15 protein-coding genes and 1 other annotated feature are annotated in these 15,357 nt (G+C 55.4%); of the genes, 3 read left to right on the top strand and 12 right to left on the bottom strand.

Annotated elements, in window-relative coordinates; all coding sequences use genetic code 11:
- Positions 1-29: 29 nt before the first annotated feature.
- A complete protein-coding gene (gene tal / locus M2433_RS14725) occupies positions 30-983 on the bottom strand; it encodes a transaldolase (protein WP_023334458.1) in 954 nt (317 codons plus the stop codon).
- Positions 984-1,245: 262 nt separating this feature from the next.
- Between tal and M2433_RS14720 the strand changes: the two genes are divergently transcribed.
- Both M2433_RS14720 and yaaA read left to right on the top strand, forming a co-directional pair.
- On the top strand, positions 1,246-2,676 hold the full coding sequence (locus tag M2433_RS14720; RefSeq protein ID WP_429055035.1) for an alanine/glycine:cation symporter family protein: 1,431 nt from the start codon (positions 1,246-1,248) through the stop codon (positions 2,674-2,676).
- Between the two features lie 66 nt (positions 2,677-2,742).
- Positions 2,743-3,516: a peroxide stress protein YaaA gene (gene yaaA, locus M2433_RS14715; RefSeq protein WP_429055034.1), complete on the top strand. Its 774-nt coding sequence runs from the start codon at positions 2,743-2,745 to the stop codon at positions 3,514-3,516.
- Between the two features lie 32 nt (positions 3,517-3,548).
- Here the strand turns inward: yaaA and M2433_RS14710 are convergent, their stop codons facing one another.
- From M2433_RS14710 to yjjY, 7 genes are all read right to left on the bottom strand, one after another.
- Positions 3,549-3,851, bottom strand: a complete 303-nt coding sequence (locus M2433_RS14710; RefSeq protein ID WP_059312610.1) for a DUF2502 domain-containing protein — start codon at positions 3,849-3,851, stop codon at positions 3,549-3,551.
- Positions 3,852-4,097: 246 nt separating this feature from the next.
- A complete protein-coding gene (gene thrC, locus M2433_RS14705; RefSeq protein ID WP_429055033.1) occupies positions 4,098-5,384 on the bottom strand; it encodes a threonine synthase in 1,287 nt (428 codons plus the stop codon).
- 3 nt (positions 5,385-5,387) lie between these two features.
- On the bottom strand, positions 5,388-6,317 hold the full coding sequence (gene thrB, locus M2433_RS14700) for a homoserine kinase (protein WP_429055031.1): 930 nt from the start codon (positions 6,315-6,317) through the stop codon (positions 5,388-5,390).
- 1 nt (position 6,318) lies between these two features.
- The gene (gene thrA, locus M2433_RS14695; RefSeq protein WP_429055029.1) at positions 6,319-8,781 is read right to left on the bottom strand and encodes a bifunctional aspartate kinase/homoserine dehydrogenase I; all 2,463 of its coding nucleotides are present in this window, start codon (positions 8,779-8,781) and stop codon (positions 6,319-6,321) included.
- Between the two features lie 24 nt (positions 8,782-8,805).
- Positions 8,806-8,923: a sequence feature (Thr leader region), on the bottom strand.
- Positions 8,862-8,930 carry a thr operon leader peptide gene (thrL, locus tag M2433_RS14690; RefSeq protein WP_015572623.1) on the bottom strand — a complete coding sequence of 23 codons (69 nt, stop codon included), beginning with the start codon at positions 8,928-8,930 and terminating at the stop codon, positions 8,862-8,864. (Overlaps the previous feature by 62 nt.)
- A 211-nt stretch (positions 8,931-9,141) precedes the next feature.
- Positions 9,142-9,828, bottom strand: a complete 687-nt coding sequence (locus M2433_RS14685) for a tRNA/rRNA methyltransferase (protein ID WP_429055027.1) — start codon at positions 9,826-9,828, stop codon at positions 9,142-9,144.
- Between the two features lie 399 nt (positions 9,829-10,227).
- Positions 10,228-10,368: a protein YjjY gene (gene yjjY / locus M2433_RS14680; protein WP_085928893.1), complete on the bottom strand. Its 141-nt coding sequence runs from the start codon at positions 10,366-10,368 to the stop codon at positions 10,228-10,230.
- 95 nt (positions 10,369-10,463) lie between these two features.
- On the opposite strand from yjjY, the gene arcA reads away from it, so the two are divergent.
- Complete coding sequence (gene arcA, locus M2433_RS14675; protein WP_003856501.1) at positions 10,464-11,180, top strand: two-component system response regulator ArcA; 717 nt, start codon at positions 10,464-10,466, stop codon at positions 11,178-11,180.
- Between the two features lie 45 nt (positions 11,181-11,225).
- Here arcA and creD read toward each other — a convergent pair whose 3' ends face one another.
- From creD to creA, 4 genes are read right to left on the bottom strand one after another with little or no spacing between them, the layout of a single operon-like run.
- Complete coding sequence (gene creD / locus M2433_RS14670; RefSeq protein ID WP_429055024.1) at positions 11,226-12,578, bottom strand: cell envelope integrity protein CreD; 1,353 nt, start codon at positions 12,576-12,578, stop codon at positions 11,226-11,228.
- A gap of 56 nt (positions 12,579-12,634) precedes the next feature.
- Positions 12,635-14,059 (bottom strand): two-component system sensor histidine kinase CreC, encoded by a 1,425-nt coding sequence (gene creC / locus M2433_RS14665; protein WP_429055023.1) that lies wholly within the window; start codon positions 14,057-14,059, stop codon positions 12,635-12,637.
- The gene (gene creB, locus M2433_RS14660) at positions 14,059-14,748 is read right to left on the bottom strand and encodes a two-component system response regulator CreB (protein ID WP_429055021.1); all 690 of its coding nucleotides are present in this window, start codon (positions 14,746-14,748) and stop codon (positions 14,059-14,061) included. The genes creC and creB overlap by 1 nt, the downstream gene beginning before the upstream one ends.
- 14 nt (positions 14,749-14,762) lie before the next feature.
- Positions 14,763-15,233, bottom strand: coding sequence for a protein CreA (creA, locus tag M2433_RS14655; protein WP_429055019.1), 471 nt, complete (start codon positions 15,231-15,233; stop codon positions 14,763-14,765).
- Between the last annotated feature and the right edge of the window lie 124 nt (positions 15,234-15,357).

Here is a 15,357-nt window from a genome sequence, read left to right as displayed (position 1 = left end):
GTGACCGGGAACCCGGCCACGCAGGATGATTACAGCAGGTCGCCGATCATTTTTTCCAGTTTGCCCTGGTCAACAGCAAACTTACGGATACCGTCCGCCAGTTTGTCTACCGCCATTGGATCCTGGTTGTGCTGCCACAGGAACTCGGATTCCGTGATGCGCTCTGGGCGTGCTTTCACTTCACCGGTGTAGGACAGTTTACGCTCCAGGGTACCTTCGCTTTCAGCCAGCTCTTTCAGCAGTGCAGGCGCGATGGTCAGGCGGTCACAGCCAGCCAGCTCGATGATTTCACCGACGTTACGGAAGCTTGCGCCCATAACCACAGTCTCATAGCCGTGCTGTTTGTAGTATTCGTAGATTTCAGTCACGGAAACCACGCCTGGATCTTCTGCTGGCGCATATTCTTTCTTGTCGGTGTTGGCTTTGTACCAGTCCAGAATACGGCCCACGAACGGAGAAATCAGGTACACGCCGGCTTCTGCACAGGCACGCGCCTGCGCGAAGGAGAACAGCAGGGTCAGGTTACAGTTGATACCGTCTTTTTCCAGCTGCTCTGCGGCGCGGATGCCCTGCCAGGTAGAAGCCAGTTTGATCAGGATACGGTCATTACTGATGCCAGCGTCGTTGTACATTTTGATCAGACGTTTGGCTTTCGCGATAGACGCTTCGGTGTCGTAGGACAGACGCGCATCTACTTCAGTAGAGATACGGCCAGGAACCAGCTTCAGAATTTCCAGACCGATGTTTACTGCCAGTTTATCAGTGGCATCCACAACCTGCTGCGCGCGGTCGTTGCTCTGTGCTTTCGCCCAGGTCACTGCGTCGTCAATCAGTTTGCGATACTCAGGGATCTGCGCGGCGTTAAGGATCAGAGAAGGGTTAGTTGTGGCATCCTGCGGCTGGTACAGCTTCATTGCCGCGATATCTCCGGTGTCAGCTACGACAGTGGTGAACTGACGAAGGGAGGTCAATTTATCCGTCATGATAGTGTTTCTCTTTTAACGTGCCCTGGATAATTCACGCTACCGACAGCATGCCTGCAGCGGAAAAATGACAGGTTTACTTGTTAGGGGGATGTAACCGGTCTGCCCTGATGATAACACGACGGAGGGGTAGCGCAACCGCAGACAGTGCGCTTAGGCAGAGTATGATAAACTCGGAATATTAACAGGCTGCTAAGCAACAGCATGCCCAATCAGTGGTAGCGCTTACATATTCACTTTGGCATCAACAAGAGGGACGTTAATGCCTGATTTCTTTTTCTTTATTAACGAAGTCCTGTGGGGCTCGATAATGATTTACCTGCTTCTGGGAGCAGGTATTTGGTTTACGCTACGCAGTGGGTTTATCCAGTTTCGCTATATCCGCAAGTTTGGCAGAAGTCTGAAAAACAGCGTCACGCCCCAGCCGGGTGGATTAACGTCATTCCAGGCGCTCTGTACCAGCCTTGCGGCACGCCTCGGCAGCGGTAATCTGGCGGGGGTCGCACTGGCCATCAGCGCCGGTGGGCCAGGCGCGGTGTTCTGGATGTGGGTAACGGCGCTTCTCGGTATGGCCACCTCCTTCGCCGAAAGTTCGCTCGCGCAGCTCTACAAAGAGAAAGATAAGCACGGCCAGTTTCGCGGCGGTCCTGCCTGGTACATGGCGCGTGGTTTAGGGATGCGCTGGATGGGCGTCCTGTTCTCGCTTTTTTTACTGCTCGCGTACGGTCTTATTTTTAATACCGTCCAGGCTAACTCGGTCGCTAATGCCCTGCGCTACGCCTTCGCGTGTCCAGAGTGGATCGCCGGGACCGTTTTAGCGCTTGTCGTTCTGCTCACGATTTCTGCCGGTCTCAAAGGCATCGCCCGTCTCATGCAGTGGCTGGTTCCCCTTATGGCGCTGCTCTGGATTGCCGCGAGCCTGTTCGTCGCCGCACTGCATGTCGACCAGATTCCGGGCGTGATATCGACCATCGTCAAAAGCGCCTTTGGCTGGCGTGAGGTCGCATCCGGCGCGCTGGGTTACACCTTCAGCCAGGCGCTGATGGCGGGGTTCCAGCGAGGCATGTTTTCCAATGAAGCCGGCATGGGATCGACCCCCAACGCGGCAGCCGCCGCCTCGTCGTGGCCGCCGCACCCGGCCGCGCAAGGCATTGTGCAGATGATTGGCGTCTTTACCGATACCATTGTTATCTGTTCCGCCAGCGCCATGATTTTGCTGCTGGCAGGCCCCGTGCCGCATTCGTCGGAAACTGCCGGAATACAGCTTCTCCAGCAGGCGCTGACGAGCCTGACCGGCGGCTGGGGAGCCGGATTTGTCTCGCTCATCCTGGTCTTGTTTGCCTTCAGCTCAATTGTGGTGAATTACCTCTACGCCGAAAATAACCTTATTTTCCTGAAGCTCGACTCCCGCGCCGCAATCGGAGCGCTGCGTCTGGGGGTCATACTGATGGTCGTCGCTGGCGCCCTCCTCAGCATGCCGCTAGTCTGGCAGCTGGCCGATATTATTATGGCGCTGATGGCAATCACGAACCTCACGGCGATCCTGCTGCTTTCACCGATTGTGACCCTGATTGCCAGAGACTACCTTCGTCAGCGCAAGCTGGGTATTCCGCCGGTTTTTGATCCCGCACGCTATCCCGATGTTAAGGCGCAACTGGCTCCCGGCACATGGGATGATTTGCCCCGGCAATAACAGCTATCGATCAATTCAGAGCGATTTTTTGCTAAAGTCGCTCTAAATTTCCTGCAAGGACTGGATATGCTGATTCTGATTTCACCTGCAAAAACGCTCGACTACCAGAGCCCGCTCGCCACCGAGCGCTATACCCAGCCTGAACTGCTGGACTACTCTCAACAGCTGATCCGCGAGGCGCGTAAACTCTCTGCGCCGCAAATCGCCTCGCTGATGAGCATCAGCGACAAGCTGGCAGACCTTAACGCGACCCGCTTTCACGAGTGGCACCCGGATTTCACTCCCGCTAACGCCCGCCAGGCCATTCTGGCGTTTAAGGGTGATGTCTATACCGGCCTGCAGGCGGAAGATTTTAGCGAAGCCGATTTCGATTTTGCCCAGCAGCATCTGCGCATGCTGTCAGGCCTGTATGGCGTACTGCGCCCGCTGGATCTGATGCAGCCGTATCGTCTGGAGATGGGGATTCGCCTGGCAAATGCCAAAGGCAAAGATCTGTACCATTTCTGGGGCGATATCATCACCGATAAGCTGAATGCGGCGCTGCACGCTCAGGGCGATAACGTGGTGATTAACCTGGCGTCTGATGAATACTACAAGTCGGTGAAGCCGAAAAAGCTGGATGCGGAAATGATCAAGCCGGTGTTCCTCGACGAGAAGAACGGTAAGTTCAAAGTGATCAGCTTCTACGCCAAGAAAGCGCGTGGCCTGATGAGCCGCTACATCATCCAGAACCGCCTGACGAAGCCGGAGCAGCTGACCGCCTTTAACAGCGAAGGCTATTTCTTTGACGAGGCGTCGTCAGGGAAAGGCGAGCTGGTGTTTAAGCGCCACGAGCAGTAAAACAGAACCCCGCCAGCTGGCGGGGTTTTGCATTAATGGTGTTTCCAGTCCGGGCCTGGACGATGATCGTCATGTCGGTCATCGTGACGGTCGTGGTGATTGTCACGATCGCGATGCTCATCATGCGGACGCCAGTGGTTATCGCGCCAGTCATAATGCGCCTTCCACCAGTCATGATCGCGCCAGCGGCCGCCGTCCCAGTAGTGCCCGTTATTATCCTGGTCGCCAATCTGCAGTTTTACCGCAGGAACCAGCGTGATTTCAGATGCCTGTACCGCCATGGGAGCGACCAGCATCAGTGAAAGCGCGATGAGAGCAGGTTTCAGTTTAGACATAGGTGACTCCTCGTTACTCTTGCCCAACGTGGGCCGATGTAAGGAGATTACGCGAGGGGAACGGGGGATGTTATTCTCTGCAATCCTAAACGCTAAGTGACCGCATTTATTGGGAATTCCTGCTTTTTTCCTGCTTATTTTCTCCTTAATTTCTCCATAAAAAAGCCGGGTGGCGGCTTCGCCTTACCCGGCCTACGTTCTGAGCCGTTGTAGGTCGGGTAACGCGAAGCCGCCACCCGACAAAAATCACGCTCGAGCCATCATCAGCTTACGCAGCGCGGCAAAATCCGCCGGCAGCTCATGAGACAGCAGCGGCAGGTCGGCACGCTCAGCCAACTCTTTCGGCAACGGCAGGGTTTCACCCAGAATCGCCTCCACGCTCTCTTTAAACTTCGCCGGATGCGCGGTCCCCAGGAACAGGCCATATTCACCCGGGTTAAGCTGGTCGCGCAGCGCGCGGTAAGCAATCGCCGCGTGCGGTTCAGAGGTGTACCCCACCGCTTTTAACTCACGCATGGTGGCTTTGGTGGTTTCATCCGTCACCGCCGCGTAGCCCAGGTCACCCAGACGCCAGATCTTACGGCGGAACAGCTCTTCCACGCGCGGCCAGTTGTTTGGCTGGGACACATCCATCGCGTTGGAGAGCGTTGCCTGCGTGGCGTTCGGCGCCCACTTCCCGTCTTTCAGGAAGCGCGGCACGGTATCGTTGGCATTAGTGGCAGCGATAAAGCGTTTCACCGGCAGCCCCAGCGATTTCGCCAGCAGGCCAGCCGTCAGGTCGCCGAAGTTACCGCTCGGCACGGAGATCACCAGCTGATTGCGGGCTTCCTGCGGCAGCTGCGCCACCGCTTCGAAGTAGTAGCAGATCTGCGCCAGCAGACGGCTGATGTTGATAGAGTTGGCGGAGTTCAGACCCAGAGCCACCTTCAGCTCTTCGTCGTCGAAGGCCTGTTTAACCAGCGCCTGGCAGGCATCGAAGTCACCGTCGATCGCCACGGTTTCAATATTGCCGCCGAGCGTGCAGAACAGTTTTTCCTGCAGCGGGCTGATTTTGCCTTGCGGATAGAGGATCACCACGCGGACGTTTTTCAGGCCGTAGAACGCGTGAGCAACCGCCGCACCGGTATCGCCGGAGGTGGCGGTCAGGATGGTTACCGGTTTGTCGCCGCTGATGTGGGTCAGCATCTGGGCCATGAAGCGGCCGCCGAAGTCTTTAAACGCCAGGGTTGGGCCGTGGAACAGCTCCAGACAACCGACGTCAGGCTCAACCTGCTGAACCGGTGCCGGGAAAGCAAATGCCGCACGCACGCGTTCTTCCAGCAGCTCCTGCGGGATTTCATCGCCGATAAACGCCGACAGAATTTTGGTGCTGCGGGTGACAAAGTCCAGCTTCAGCAGTTCATCAATCTCGGTCAGCTGAAATTCCGGCAGGTCATGCGGAAAGAACAGCCCCTGATTTTTGCCCAGTCCCTGAGTCACCGCCTGCGCGAAGCTCACCTGCTCGTTATGATCTTTAAGGTTGTAGAGTTTCATTAATTATCCCAGTACTCGTGCGCCAGCCGTGTCCAGACGGCAAATATGAACAAAGCCTTCCTGATTTTGCAGGTAGTGTTTAGAGAGCCAGTCCGCCACGCGCTGCGCGGTGTCTGGCTTATCGCAAAGGGCGAACAGCGTCGGGCCGGAGCCGGAGATGCCGCACGCCTGCGCGCCGATATCCATGGATGCCTGTCGCGCCTCGTTAAAGCCCGGCAGCAGCTTCGTGCGATACGGCTCGGCAATGACGTCTTTCATCAGCTTCGCCGCCAGCTGCGGCTGACGGGTGTAGCAGGCGTGAATAAAGCCCGCCAGGTGACGCCCGTGGGCGATGCAATCCTGACGACGATACTGCGCGGGCAGGATCGCACGCGCTTCTGCGGTTGAAACCTTAATGCCCGGATAGGCCAGCACCCACAGCCACTCATCAAACCCTGGCACCTGCTGGCTGATGATGCCATTTTCTTCGATCATCAGCTGCATGCCGCCGAGGAAGCACGGCGCGACGTTGTCGTAATGAATGCTGCCGGAGATACGGCCTTCCAGCTCGCCCATTAAGGCAAGCATGCGGTTGTTGTTCAGGGGTTTGCCGCAGTGCTCGTTCATCGCCACCAGCGCGGCGACCACGGAGCACGCGCTGGAGCCCAGGCCCGAGCCAATCGGCATACTTTTTTCCAGCGTCATGGTGACCGGCACGTTTTTGCCGATCTCCTGACAGAAGCGCTCCCAGCACTGATAGACAATATTCTCGCGCGGGTCAGACGGCAGCTTGCTGGCGAAACGGCCCACGTTATTCAGGCTGAAACTTTCTGCCGCTTCAACCGTGACCGTATCGCCCAGCAGCGAACCATCCACCGGCGTGACCGCCGCGCCCAGGACATCAAACCCGACGCTCATATTGGCGCTGGAAGCCGGGGCATAAACTTTGACCATGTTAAACTCCTAACTTCCATGACAGGGTACGCAGCAGATCGGCAAACACACCCGCCGCCGTAACATCGTTCCCTGCGCCATAGCCGCGAAGCACCAGCGGCAATGGCTGATAATAGTGGCTGTAAAACGCGAGGGCGTTTTCGCCGTTTTTGACTTTGTACAGCGGATCGTTGCCATCGACTTCGGCAATTTTCACCCGGCACACGCCATCTTCTTCAATGTTGCCAACATAGCGCAATACCTTACCTTCATCACGGGCTTTCGCAACGCGAGCGGCAAAATCGTCGTCAAGCTGCGGCAGCCTGGCCATAAAGGCGCTGACGTCACCGCTGCTGTCAAATTCTGCCGGCAGTACCGGTTCAATCACAATATCGGAAAGCTCAAGCTCGCGGCCCGTTTCACGCACGAGGATCAGCAGCTTGCGCGCCACGTCCATACCGGAAAGGTCGTCACGCGGGTCCGGCTCGGTGTAGCCCAGCTCACGCGCGGCACGGGTCGCTTCTGACAGGCTCATGCCTTCGTCCAGCTTGCCAAAAATAAACGACAGCGAGCCGGAGAGAATGCCGGAGAAACGCTGCAGTTCGTCGCCCGCATTCAGCAGGTTCTGCAGGTTCTCGATAACCGGCAGGCCCGCCCCCACGTTGGTGTCGTACAGGAACTTGCGGCGCGACTTGCTCGCCGCCAGACGCAGCTGGTGATAGTAATCCATCGACGAGGTGTTGGCCTTTTTGTTTGGCGTCACCACGTGGAACCCTTCGCGCAGGAAATCCGCGTACTGATCGGCAACCGCCTGGTTCGACGTACAGTCGACGATCACCGGGTTAAGCAGGTGATACTCTTTCACCAGACGGATCAGGCGTCCCAGGTTGAACGGCTCTTTTGCCTCGTTCATCTCGGCCTGCCAGTTTTCCAGGTTCAGCCCGTGAACGTTGGTCAGCAGCGCTTTCGAGTTGGCAATCCCGCAGACGCGCAGATCGATATGTTTCTTCTTCAGCCACGCCTGCTGACGCTTCACCTGCTCCAGCAGCGCGCCGCCCACGCCTCCGACGCCAATCAGGAATAGCTCGATGACCTGATCGGTATTGAACAGCATCTGGTGAACCACGCGTACGCCGGTGGTGGCGTCATCGTTGTCCACGACAACGGAAATTGAACGCTCTGACGACCCCTGGGCAATTGCCACGATATTGATATTGGCGCGCGCCAGCGCGGCAAAGAATTTGGCGGAGATACCGCGCAGCGTGCGCATACCGTCGCCGACCACAGAGATAATCGCCAGACGTTCCTGAATGGAGAGCGGCTCAAGCAGCTCTTCTTTCAGCTCCAGATAGAACTCTTCTTCCAGCGCGCGACGGGCGCGCAGACAGTCGCCCTGCGGCACGCAGAAGCTGATGCTGTACTCGGAAGAGGACTGGGTGATCAGCACCACAGAGATACCGTTGCGGGACATGGCCGCAAACACGCGAGCCGCCATGCCGACCATTCCTTTCATCCCCGGACCGGAGACGCTGAACATCGCCATGTTGTTCAGGTTGGAAATGCCTTTCACCGGCAGGCCGTCCTCATCGGTACTGGCGCCAATCAGCGTACCCGGCGCCTGCGGGTTACCGGTGTTTTTAATCAGACAAGGAATTTGGAACTGGGCTATCGGGGAGATGGTACGTGGGTGAAGCACTTTAGCGCCGAAGTAGGAAAGCTCCATCGCTTCCTGGTACGACATCGACTTCAGCAGCCTGGCATCCGGAACCTGGCGCGGGTCGCAGGTATAGACGCCGTCAACGTCAGTCCAGATCTCACAACAGTCCGCGCGTAAACAGGCGGCCAGCACGGCGGCGGAATAGTCGGAGCCGTTACGGCCCAGCACCACCAGCTCGCCCTTCTCGTTACCGGCGGTGAAGCCGGCCATCAGGATCATGTGGTCAGACGGGATCTTGCTCGCGGCGATACGGCGGGTTGATTCGGCAATATCAACGGTGGATTCGAGGTAGTGGCCCACCGCCAGCAGTTTTTCAACCGGATCGATCACGGTCACGTTGTGACCGCGCGCTTCCAGCACGCCCGCCATAATGGCGATAGACAGTTTTTCACCGCGGCAGATCAGCGCCGCGTTGATGCTGTCCGGGCACTGTCCCAGCAGGCTGATTCCGTGCAGAACATGTTTGATTTGCGCGAATTCCTGCTCAACAAAGGACTTCAACTGAGCGTGCGGGAAGCCAGGCAGCGCCTCGGCCAGCCCCTGCAGCAGCTCAGCGAAGATACGCTCGGCGTCGCTAATGTTCGGGAGTGCATCCTGGCCACCGATGGTCTTTTCAATCATTGCCACCAGATGGTTAGTGATTTTTGCCGGGGCAGAGAGCACGGTTGCAACCTGCCCCTGCCTGGCGTTGCTCTCCAGGATATCGGCAACACGCAGAAAACGTTCTGCATTTGCCACTGATGTACCGCCGAACTTCAACACTCGCATGGTTCTACCTCGTTTCCTTTAGCCGAAAAAAAAGCCCGCACTGTTCAGGTGCGGGCTTTTTTTTGTTTTTCCTGTACGCGTCAGCCCGCATCGTTACCTGTGGTAATGATGATGGTTGTGGTAATGGTGGTGATGCTGATGCGTTTCATGGATGTTGTGTACTCTGTCATTATTATCTGTCTGTGCTGTATTCTTTTAGGGTTAAAGGATCGGGCCCCTTAAGTCAATGGATTTTTAATTTGATCACATTTTGGGGGACTCTCACGTCCCGCTGCGTGCAGATTTATTTTCATCCGATTCCGCCAGATGCAACCCTTTGCAACAGACTTATCTGCCATAGTAAAAACTTATGACAGTATTTTACTCGGCCAATTTTTTTTCAATATCATGCAGCAAACGATGCAGCATTGCAGTGTCTCGCTGCTCAAGGCGCCCAAGACGCTGCTGCAGCCAGTCAGCCATTTTTTGATCGTCCGCTACCCCCAGCCGGGTTAACAGCTGTTCAACGCGAACGCGCAGCGCGGCCAGCTGATTTTCGTTTGCCCCTTCAGCCTGAGGTTGGGGAATTTGTATTAGGGAGGCTAATTGATAGCAATAAACCATTACCGCCTGGCCTAAGTTCAGGGAGGGGTAATCGGCCACCATCGGCGCGCCGGTAAGAACGTCAGCCAGCTCCAGCTCTTCGTTTGTTAATCCGGAATCTTCACGACCAAACACCAGCGCCGCTTTTTCCAGCCACTGGCTTTTCTCGCTCAGTATAGGCACAAGCTCCGCTGGCGTGGCGTAATAGTGAAACTTCGCCCGGCTGCGCGCCGTGGTGGCGACGGTGAAGGAGATATCATGTAACGCAGCGGCGAGCGTATCGTAAGTGGTTATATTATCAAGAATATCTCCTGAACCGTGCGCCACCCAGCGTGCCGCAGGCTCCAGGTGGGCAGTGCTGTCCACGATACGTAAATCGGTAAATCCCATGGTCTTCATGGCGCGCGCGGCAGCGCCTATATTTTCTGCTCTGGCTGGGGCGACCAGTACAATCGACAGATGCATTTATGCTCTCTTTTTAATCAGTTAGCGCGTAAAAATGTGATGCGCTTCAACATATTACGCAGCGCGAATTTACAAAATTGCAACACAAATCACCGAAATAGCGTTTCATAACAAATTAAAAACGCTAAACTATTCCTTGTCTGAACAATCAGTTAGAATGTTAACAGAACACTATTATCCCTATGTTTTATAATGATAATAGCGATATGAATACCCTATTCTGATTGGATTCGCTTCGTTTATAAATCAATGTCCGCAACTAGTTGGTTTATTGAAAAATTGTGACAAAGGCTAGCATTCGGCTACGATGATTTCATCAAACTGTTAACGTGCTACAATTGAACTTGATATATGTCAACGAAGCGTAGTTTTATTGGGTGTCTGGTGTCACTTAGCCTGTTATGTTGCTGTTAAAATGGTTAGGATGACAGCCGTTTTTGACACTGTCGGGTCCAAAGGGAAAGTACCCAAGACCAAGCTAATGATGTTGTTGACGTTGATGGAAAGTGCATCAAGAACGCAATTACGTACTTTAGTCACGTTAAGCCGATCATGTTAATTTGCGACATGCATCAGGCAGGTCAGGGACTTTTGTACTTCCTGTTTCGATTTAGTTGGCAATTTAGGTAGCAAACATGCAGACCCCGCACATTCTTATCGTTGAAGACGAGTTGGTAACACGCAACACGTTAAAGAGCATTTTCGAAGCAGAAGGCTACGATGTCTTTGAAGCGACCGATGGCGCAGAGATGCATCAGATCCTTTCTGAAAATGATATCAACCTGGTGATCATGGATATTAACCTGCCGGGCAAAAACGGTCTTCTTCTGGCGCGCGAACTGCGCGAGCAGGCGAACGTCGCGTTAATGTTCCTGACGGGCCGTGACAACGAAGTTGATAAAATTCTTGGCCTGGAAATCGGTGCGGATGACTACATCACCAAGCCGTTCAATCCTCGCGAGTTAACCATTCGTGCACGCAACCTGCTGTCCCGCACCATGAACCTGGGTACGGTCAGCGAAGAGCGTCGTAGCGTAGACAGCTACAAATTCAACGGCTGGGAACTTGATATCAATAGCCGTTCGCTGATTAGCCCGAACGGTGAGCAGTATAAACTGCCGCGCAGTGAATTCCGCGCGATGCTGCACTTCTGCGAGAATCCGGGCAAAATTCAGTCCCGTGCAGAACTGCTGAAGAAAATGACCGGCCGTGAGCTGAAGCCACACGACCGTACCGTAGACGTCACCATCCGTCGTATTCGTAAACATTTCGAATCTACGCCAGATACGCCGGAAATCATCGCCACCATTCACGGCGAAGGGTACCGTTTCTGCGGCGATCTGCAGGAGTAATCCCGCAGTTAATGCATTAAAAAACGGCGCTTACGCGCCGTTTTTTTATTTCCAGATCCGCATCGTGTCGTTATCAGGCTCTGCAGGAGGTTGAGGACGCTTCGGCTGAGAGAGCGAGTACCAGTCAAAATGACGGGTCAGATACATCACCGCGAACAGCGCCAGGGCGAGAACCGCCGACCCCAACAGCAATGCGCTGTCCTCCGAACGCAGCAGGAACCACATCACCACATCCAGTCCGAGGAGTGCCAGCACAAACATTCCGCTGCGCTTCCAGCTTTTCAGCACCGCCTGCAGGTACATCCCGTTCATTGCCGCCCCAACGAGGCTTGCGACAATCCAGGCGGGGGTAAACCCGACGTGTTCAGACAGGGCCAGCAACACCAGATAGAACAGTACCAGCGACAGCCCCACCAGCAGATACTGCATCGGGTGAAGGCGTAATCCGGTTAAGGTTTCGAAAACAAAGAAGGCCATAAACGTCAGGGCAATCAGCAAAATAGCGTATTTAATTGCCCGGTCCGTCAATTGATACTGGTCGGCTGGCGTGGCTACCGTCACGCTAAAGGCCGGAAGCGCTTCCCACTCCGGCGATTCCTTGTCGTAGAACCAGCTCTCAAGGTTATTTGCAAACCAGCTGCTCTGCCAGTTTGCCTGGAAACCAGACTCGCCTATCTGGTGCTTAACAGGGAGATAATCGCCCATGAAACCCGGGTGCGGCCAGTTGCTGTTGAGCGTCATTTCGCTATTACGCCCTACCGGCACCACCGCAAAACTGCCGGTTCCCGCCAGGTTGAGTGACATCTCAAGTGCAAACGTTTTGGCTTCCAGCGCTTTGTCGGTCAGCGGGATGTGGACGCCCGCTAGCGCCCCGTAGACACCGGAACCGGGTTCCACGCTTAGCGTTTCACCATTGATTTTAGAGATGCTGACCGTGCCAATACCCCGCGCGTCTCCAACGCCCGTCACGATAAACGGCTGCCCTGTTGTTATCGTTTCTCCTCTCAGCTGCTTTAGCTCTTCGGTATTAAACTGCGCTTTTATCTTCAGGTCAGTGTTCCAGATTTGCCCGTCATAGATGCCAATATTTCTCGACTCCACGCGCTGGTTCCCCTCAACAACCAGAGATTCCGGCAGAATGAAATGCATATAGCTTTTCTTAAATTCGACCTTCTTCTCGTCCTCTATCTTGTAAAAGATCTCCGTCATCGGAATGGCAATCATCGGACCGACCAGTTTTTGCGGTCCGCTGGTGCTTTGGCGCAGCGTATTTTCAACGTCGTTGCGATAGCTCTCGCGCTCTGAAATCAGGTTACTGACCATAAACAGCGGGACTAACAGCAGCAGGATGCACCCCAGCAGGGTGCTAATTTTCCAGAACAGGGGGGATTTCATCATTACGTCTCCTTTGTGATGGGGAGAGCGTAACCGGGCCGTGTGGGGCCAGTTTGAAGTTATGTGAAGGGACGGTGAAGTGTGAGCGTGGCCATCACGCCTCCTTCATCACGATTGCGCAAATCGATCTCTCCCTGATGCAGACGCGCGACCTCCTGGACAAACGCCAGCCCGAGACCGCTGCTCTTCAACCCGTTCTCACGAGGAAGGGAATAGAAGCGTTCAAAAATACGTTCCCGCGCATAGTCCGGGATCCCGCTTCCGCTGTCGGTGACGATCAGCTGGACCTGCTTGCGATCTTCCCGGGCCTCCAGTGCAATGGCCCCGCCCTGCGGCGTGAAATCGACAGCGTTATCCAGCAAATTGCCAAGCGCCTGTTCGAGAAGGTCAGGATCGCCCGCCACGTAAAGCGAGGTCGGCTGAAGGGTCAGCACAATCTCTTTCGCTGCCAGCACTGCCGCGCGCGCGTCGGCAAGCCGCGTGAACAGCGAGTCGACGCTGACGACCTCAGGAATAATCTCGACGCGATTTTCAAGCCGCGCCTGGGTGAGCAGCTTTTCAACCAGCGACTGCATGCGCGCGTTCTGTACCAGAATATTATCGATAAACCGCGCGGCCACCTGCGGTGGAGGCTGTTCAGAGAGGATTTCTGCCGCACCGCGAATGGCTGCGATCGGGCTTTTCAGCTCGTGGGTGAGCGCATGGACATAGTGTTCAATATAGTTTTTCCCTTCCAGGCGAATGCGCATATTTTCCAGAGCCTGCGCCAGCTTGTGCAGCTCACTACTGCCGGGATTCGGCAGCGGGAGAGGTGTATCGGTGGTCACCGAGTCGGCATAGCGCGATAAGGTGCCGATGGATCGATTGATCCACCACGCCACAGCAAAGCCAATCAGCAGGGCAATGCCGAGCAGCGCCCCGCCTGCCCACAGGATCCGTCGCTCGCTACGGTGAATCACCGGCGCCATCGCGCTGTTCGGTTTACCTACCGAGATCGCACCGATAATCTTGCCCCGATCCCTGATCGGTGCCGCAACATACATCACCGTGCTCTCCGGATCGTCGGGAAAGCTCTGGGTGCTGCGCGCGCCATATTCACCGCGAAGCGTCAGCCAGACGTCGTTCCAGCGCGAATAATCTTTTCCCACGGCCAGACCGGCGGAATCAAACACGACCCGGCCCTGTGCATCGGTCATGTAGACGTGATACTCGTTACGCACTTTATGAATCCCGCCGATATTGGCGCGCAAAGGGCGTTGATGAAGCTGCGAAAAGGCCTGCGCCAGCTTGCCCTGCTGCGCATTACCCGAAAGCAAATCGTCACGTCCGATTTCGGCCAACAGGGTCGCGGTATCGATCAACGTGCCCTCGGTTGCTCTGCGCACGCCGGGCTTCACTTCCTGAACAAAGATCGACAGCACAAACCACGCGGCGATGGCGACGATCAGGAAATACCCCAGCAGCAACCGCATCCCAATGCGCATTAATAAAGCCCCAGGCTATAGCCCATACCGCGATGGGTACTGATGGGTGAAAGTTCCTCATTCACCGCCCGCAGCTTGGCGCGCAGGGTTTTGATGTGGGTGTCCACGGTACGATCGAAACTGTCGCCGTCTTCGCCCCACACCTTGTCCATTAACTGCTGACGAGAGAACACCCGTCCGGGAGCCTGCATTAAGGTTTTAAGCAGTAAAAACTCATAGCGCGTGAGCGGTAATGCTTCACCGCACCAGCTAATTCGCGCGGCAGGTTCATTTAGTTCAAACTGGCCGATGCGCACAATCTCTGAAGGCGCGGCGGATTTTTGCATGCGCCGTAAAATTGTCCGCACCCGCGCACAGACTTCACGGGGGGAGAAAGGTTTAGCCACGTAATCATCGGCCCCCATTTCGAGCCCAAGCAGCTTGTCCACCTCATCACTGCGCGCCGTCAGAAACAGCACCGGCAGCGAGGGGTGCTGCGCCAGCAGTCGGCGACAAAGCTCAAACCCACTGATGTCCGGCAGCCCGACATCCAGAATGGCGAGCGCCGGAGCCTGTCGCCTCGCCTCCTCCAGCACCGGCAAACCCCGTTCAAACGCCTTTACTGCAAATCCCTCCTGCTGGAGCATGTAGATAAGCGTATCGGCGATACTGATTTCGTCTTCAACCAGCCAGACCACAGGTTGTTGCATGGTTCATCCCTGAATTAGTGCCACGGCATAATCGGCACCGCGCTGATCGCGTTTTTCGGTGAGCCTTCCACCACTTTGTCGGAATAGGCCAGGTAAGCCAGCGTATTGCGTTTCGCATCGTAGAAACGCACCACCTGCAGCTTTTTGAACACCAGCGAGGTCCGTTTCTGGAACACCACGTCGCCCTGCGCTTTACCGTTTTTAATTTTATCGCTCAATTCTACCGGCCCCACCTGCTGGCAGGAGATCGCCGCATCGGAGGTATCCTCCGCCAGCCCCAGGCCGCCTTTTATACCGCCCGTTTTCGCGCGGCTGACGTAGCAGGTGACGTTTTTCACGTCCGGATCGTCAAACGCCTCCACCACAATTTTGTGGTCCGGGCCGAACATTTTGAACACGGTATCGACGGAACCAATCTGTTCTGCCTGTGCGACGCGGCCAATCATCAACATCAATGCGGTGAAGATCAAAGTCTTGTATTTCATATTGTTACCATTCTTTAAAATTACGCTGAGCGATTATTCAACACTTTAGACAAAAATGTAGCAAGATCACAGGATTAGAATATATTTGCCCATAATGTGCTCCAAAAAGCATGAATGCGCAAAA

The organism is Enterobacter sp. AC1 (genome assembly GCF_050434705.1).
In the GTDB taxonomy this organism is placed as follows: Bacteria; Pseudomonadota; Gammaproteobacteria; order Enterobacterales; family Enterobacteriaceae; genus Enterobacter; species Enterobacter cloacae_L.
This window is presented reverse-complemented; position numbering and strand designations above follow the sequence as displayed.

What these genes read in the sequence shown, in the direction of transcription:
- tal (WP_023334458.1), bottom strand. Translation starts at nt 983, where the DNA reads ATGACGGATAAATTGACCTCCCTTCGTCAGTTCACCACTGTCGTAGCT.
- M2433_RS14720 (WP_429055035.1), top strand. Translation starts at nt 1,246, where the DNA reads ATGCCTGATTTCTTTTTCTTTATTAACGAAGTCCTGTGGGGCTCGATA.
- yaaA (WP_429055034.1), top strand. Translation starts at nt 2,743, where the DNA reads ATGCTGATTCTGATTTCACCTGCAAAAACGCTCGACTACCAGAGCCCG.
- M2433_RS14710 (WP_059312610.1), bottom strand. Translation starts at nt 3,851, where the DNA reads ATGTCTAAACTGAAACCTGCTCTCATCGCGCTTTCACTGATGCTGGTC.
- thrC (WP_429055033.1), bottom strand. Translation starts at nt 5,384, where the DNA reads ATGAAACTCTACAACCTTAAAGATCATAACGAGCAGGTGAGCTTCGCG.
- thrB (WP_429055031.1), bottom strand. Translation starts at nt 6,317, where the DNA reads ATGGTCAAAGTTTATGCCCCGGCTTCCAGCGCCAATATGAGCGTCGGG.
- thrA (WP_429055029.1), bottom strand. Translation starts at nt 8,781, where the DNA reads ATGCGAGTGTTGAAGTTCGGCGGTACATCAGTGGCAAATGCAGAACGT.
- M2433_RS14685 (WP_429055027.1), bottom strand. Translation starts at nt 9,828, where the DNA reads ATGCATCTGTCGATTGTACTGGTCGCCCCAGCCAGAGCAGAAAATATA.
- arcA (WP_003856501.1), top strand. Translation starts at nt 10,464, where the DNA reads ATGCAGACCCCGCACATTCTTATCGTTGAAGACGAGTTGGTAACACGC.
- creD (WP_429055024.1), bottom strand. Translation starts at nt 12,578, where the DNA reads ATGATGAAATCCCCCCTGTTCTGGAAAATTAGCACCCTGCTGGGGTGC.
- creC (WP_429055023.1), bottom strand. Translation starts at nt 14,059, where the DNA reads ATGCGCATTGGGATGCGGTTGCTGCTGGGGTATTTCCTGATCGTCGCC.
- creB (WP_429055021.1), bottom strand. Translation starts at nt 14,748, where the DNA reads ATGCAACAACCTGTGGTCTGGCTGGTTGAAGACGAAATCAGTATCGCC.
- creA (WP_429055019.1), bottom strand. Translation starts at nt 15,233, where the DNA reads ATGAAATACAAGACTTTGATCTTCACCGCATTGATGTTGATGATTGGC.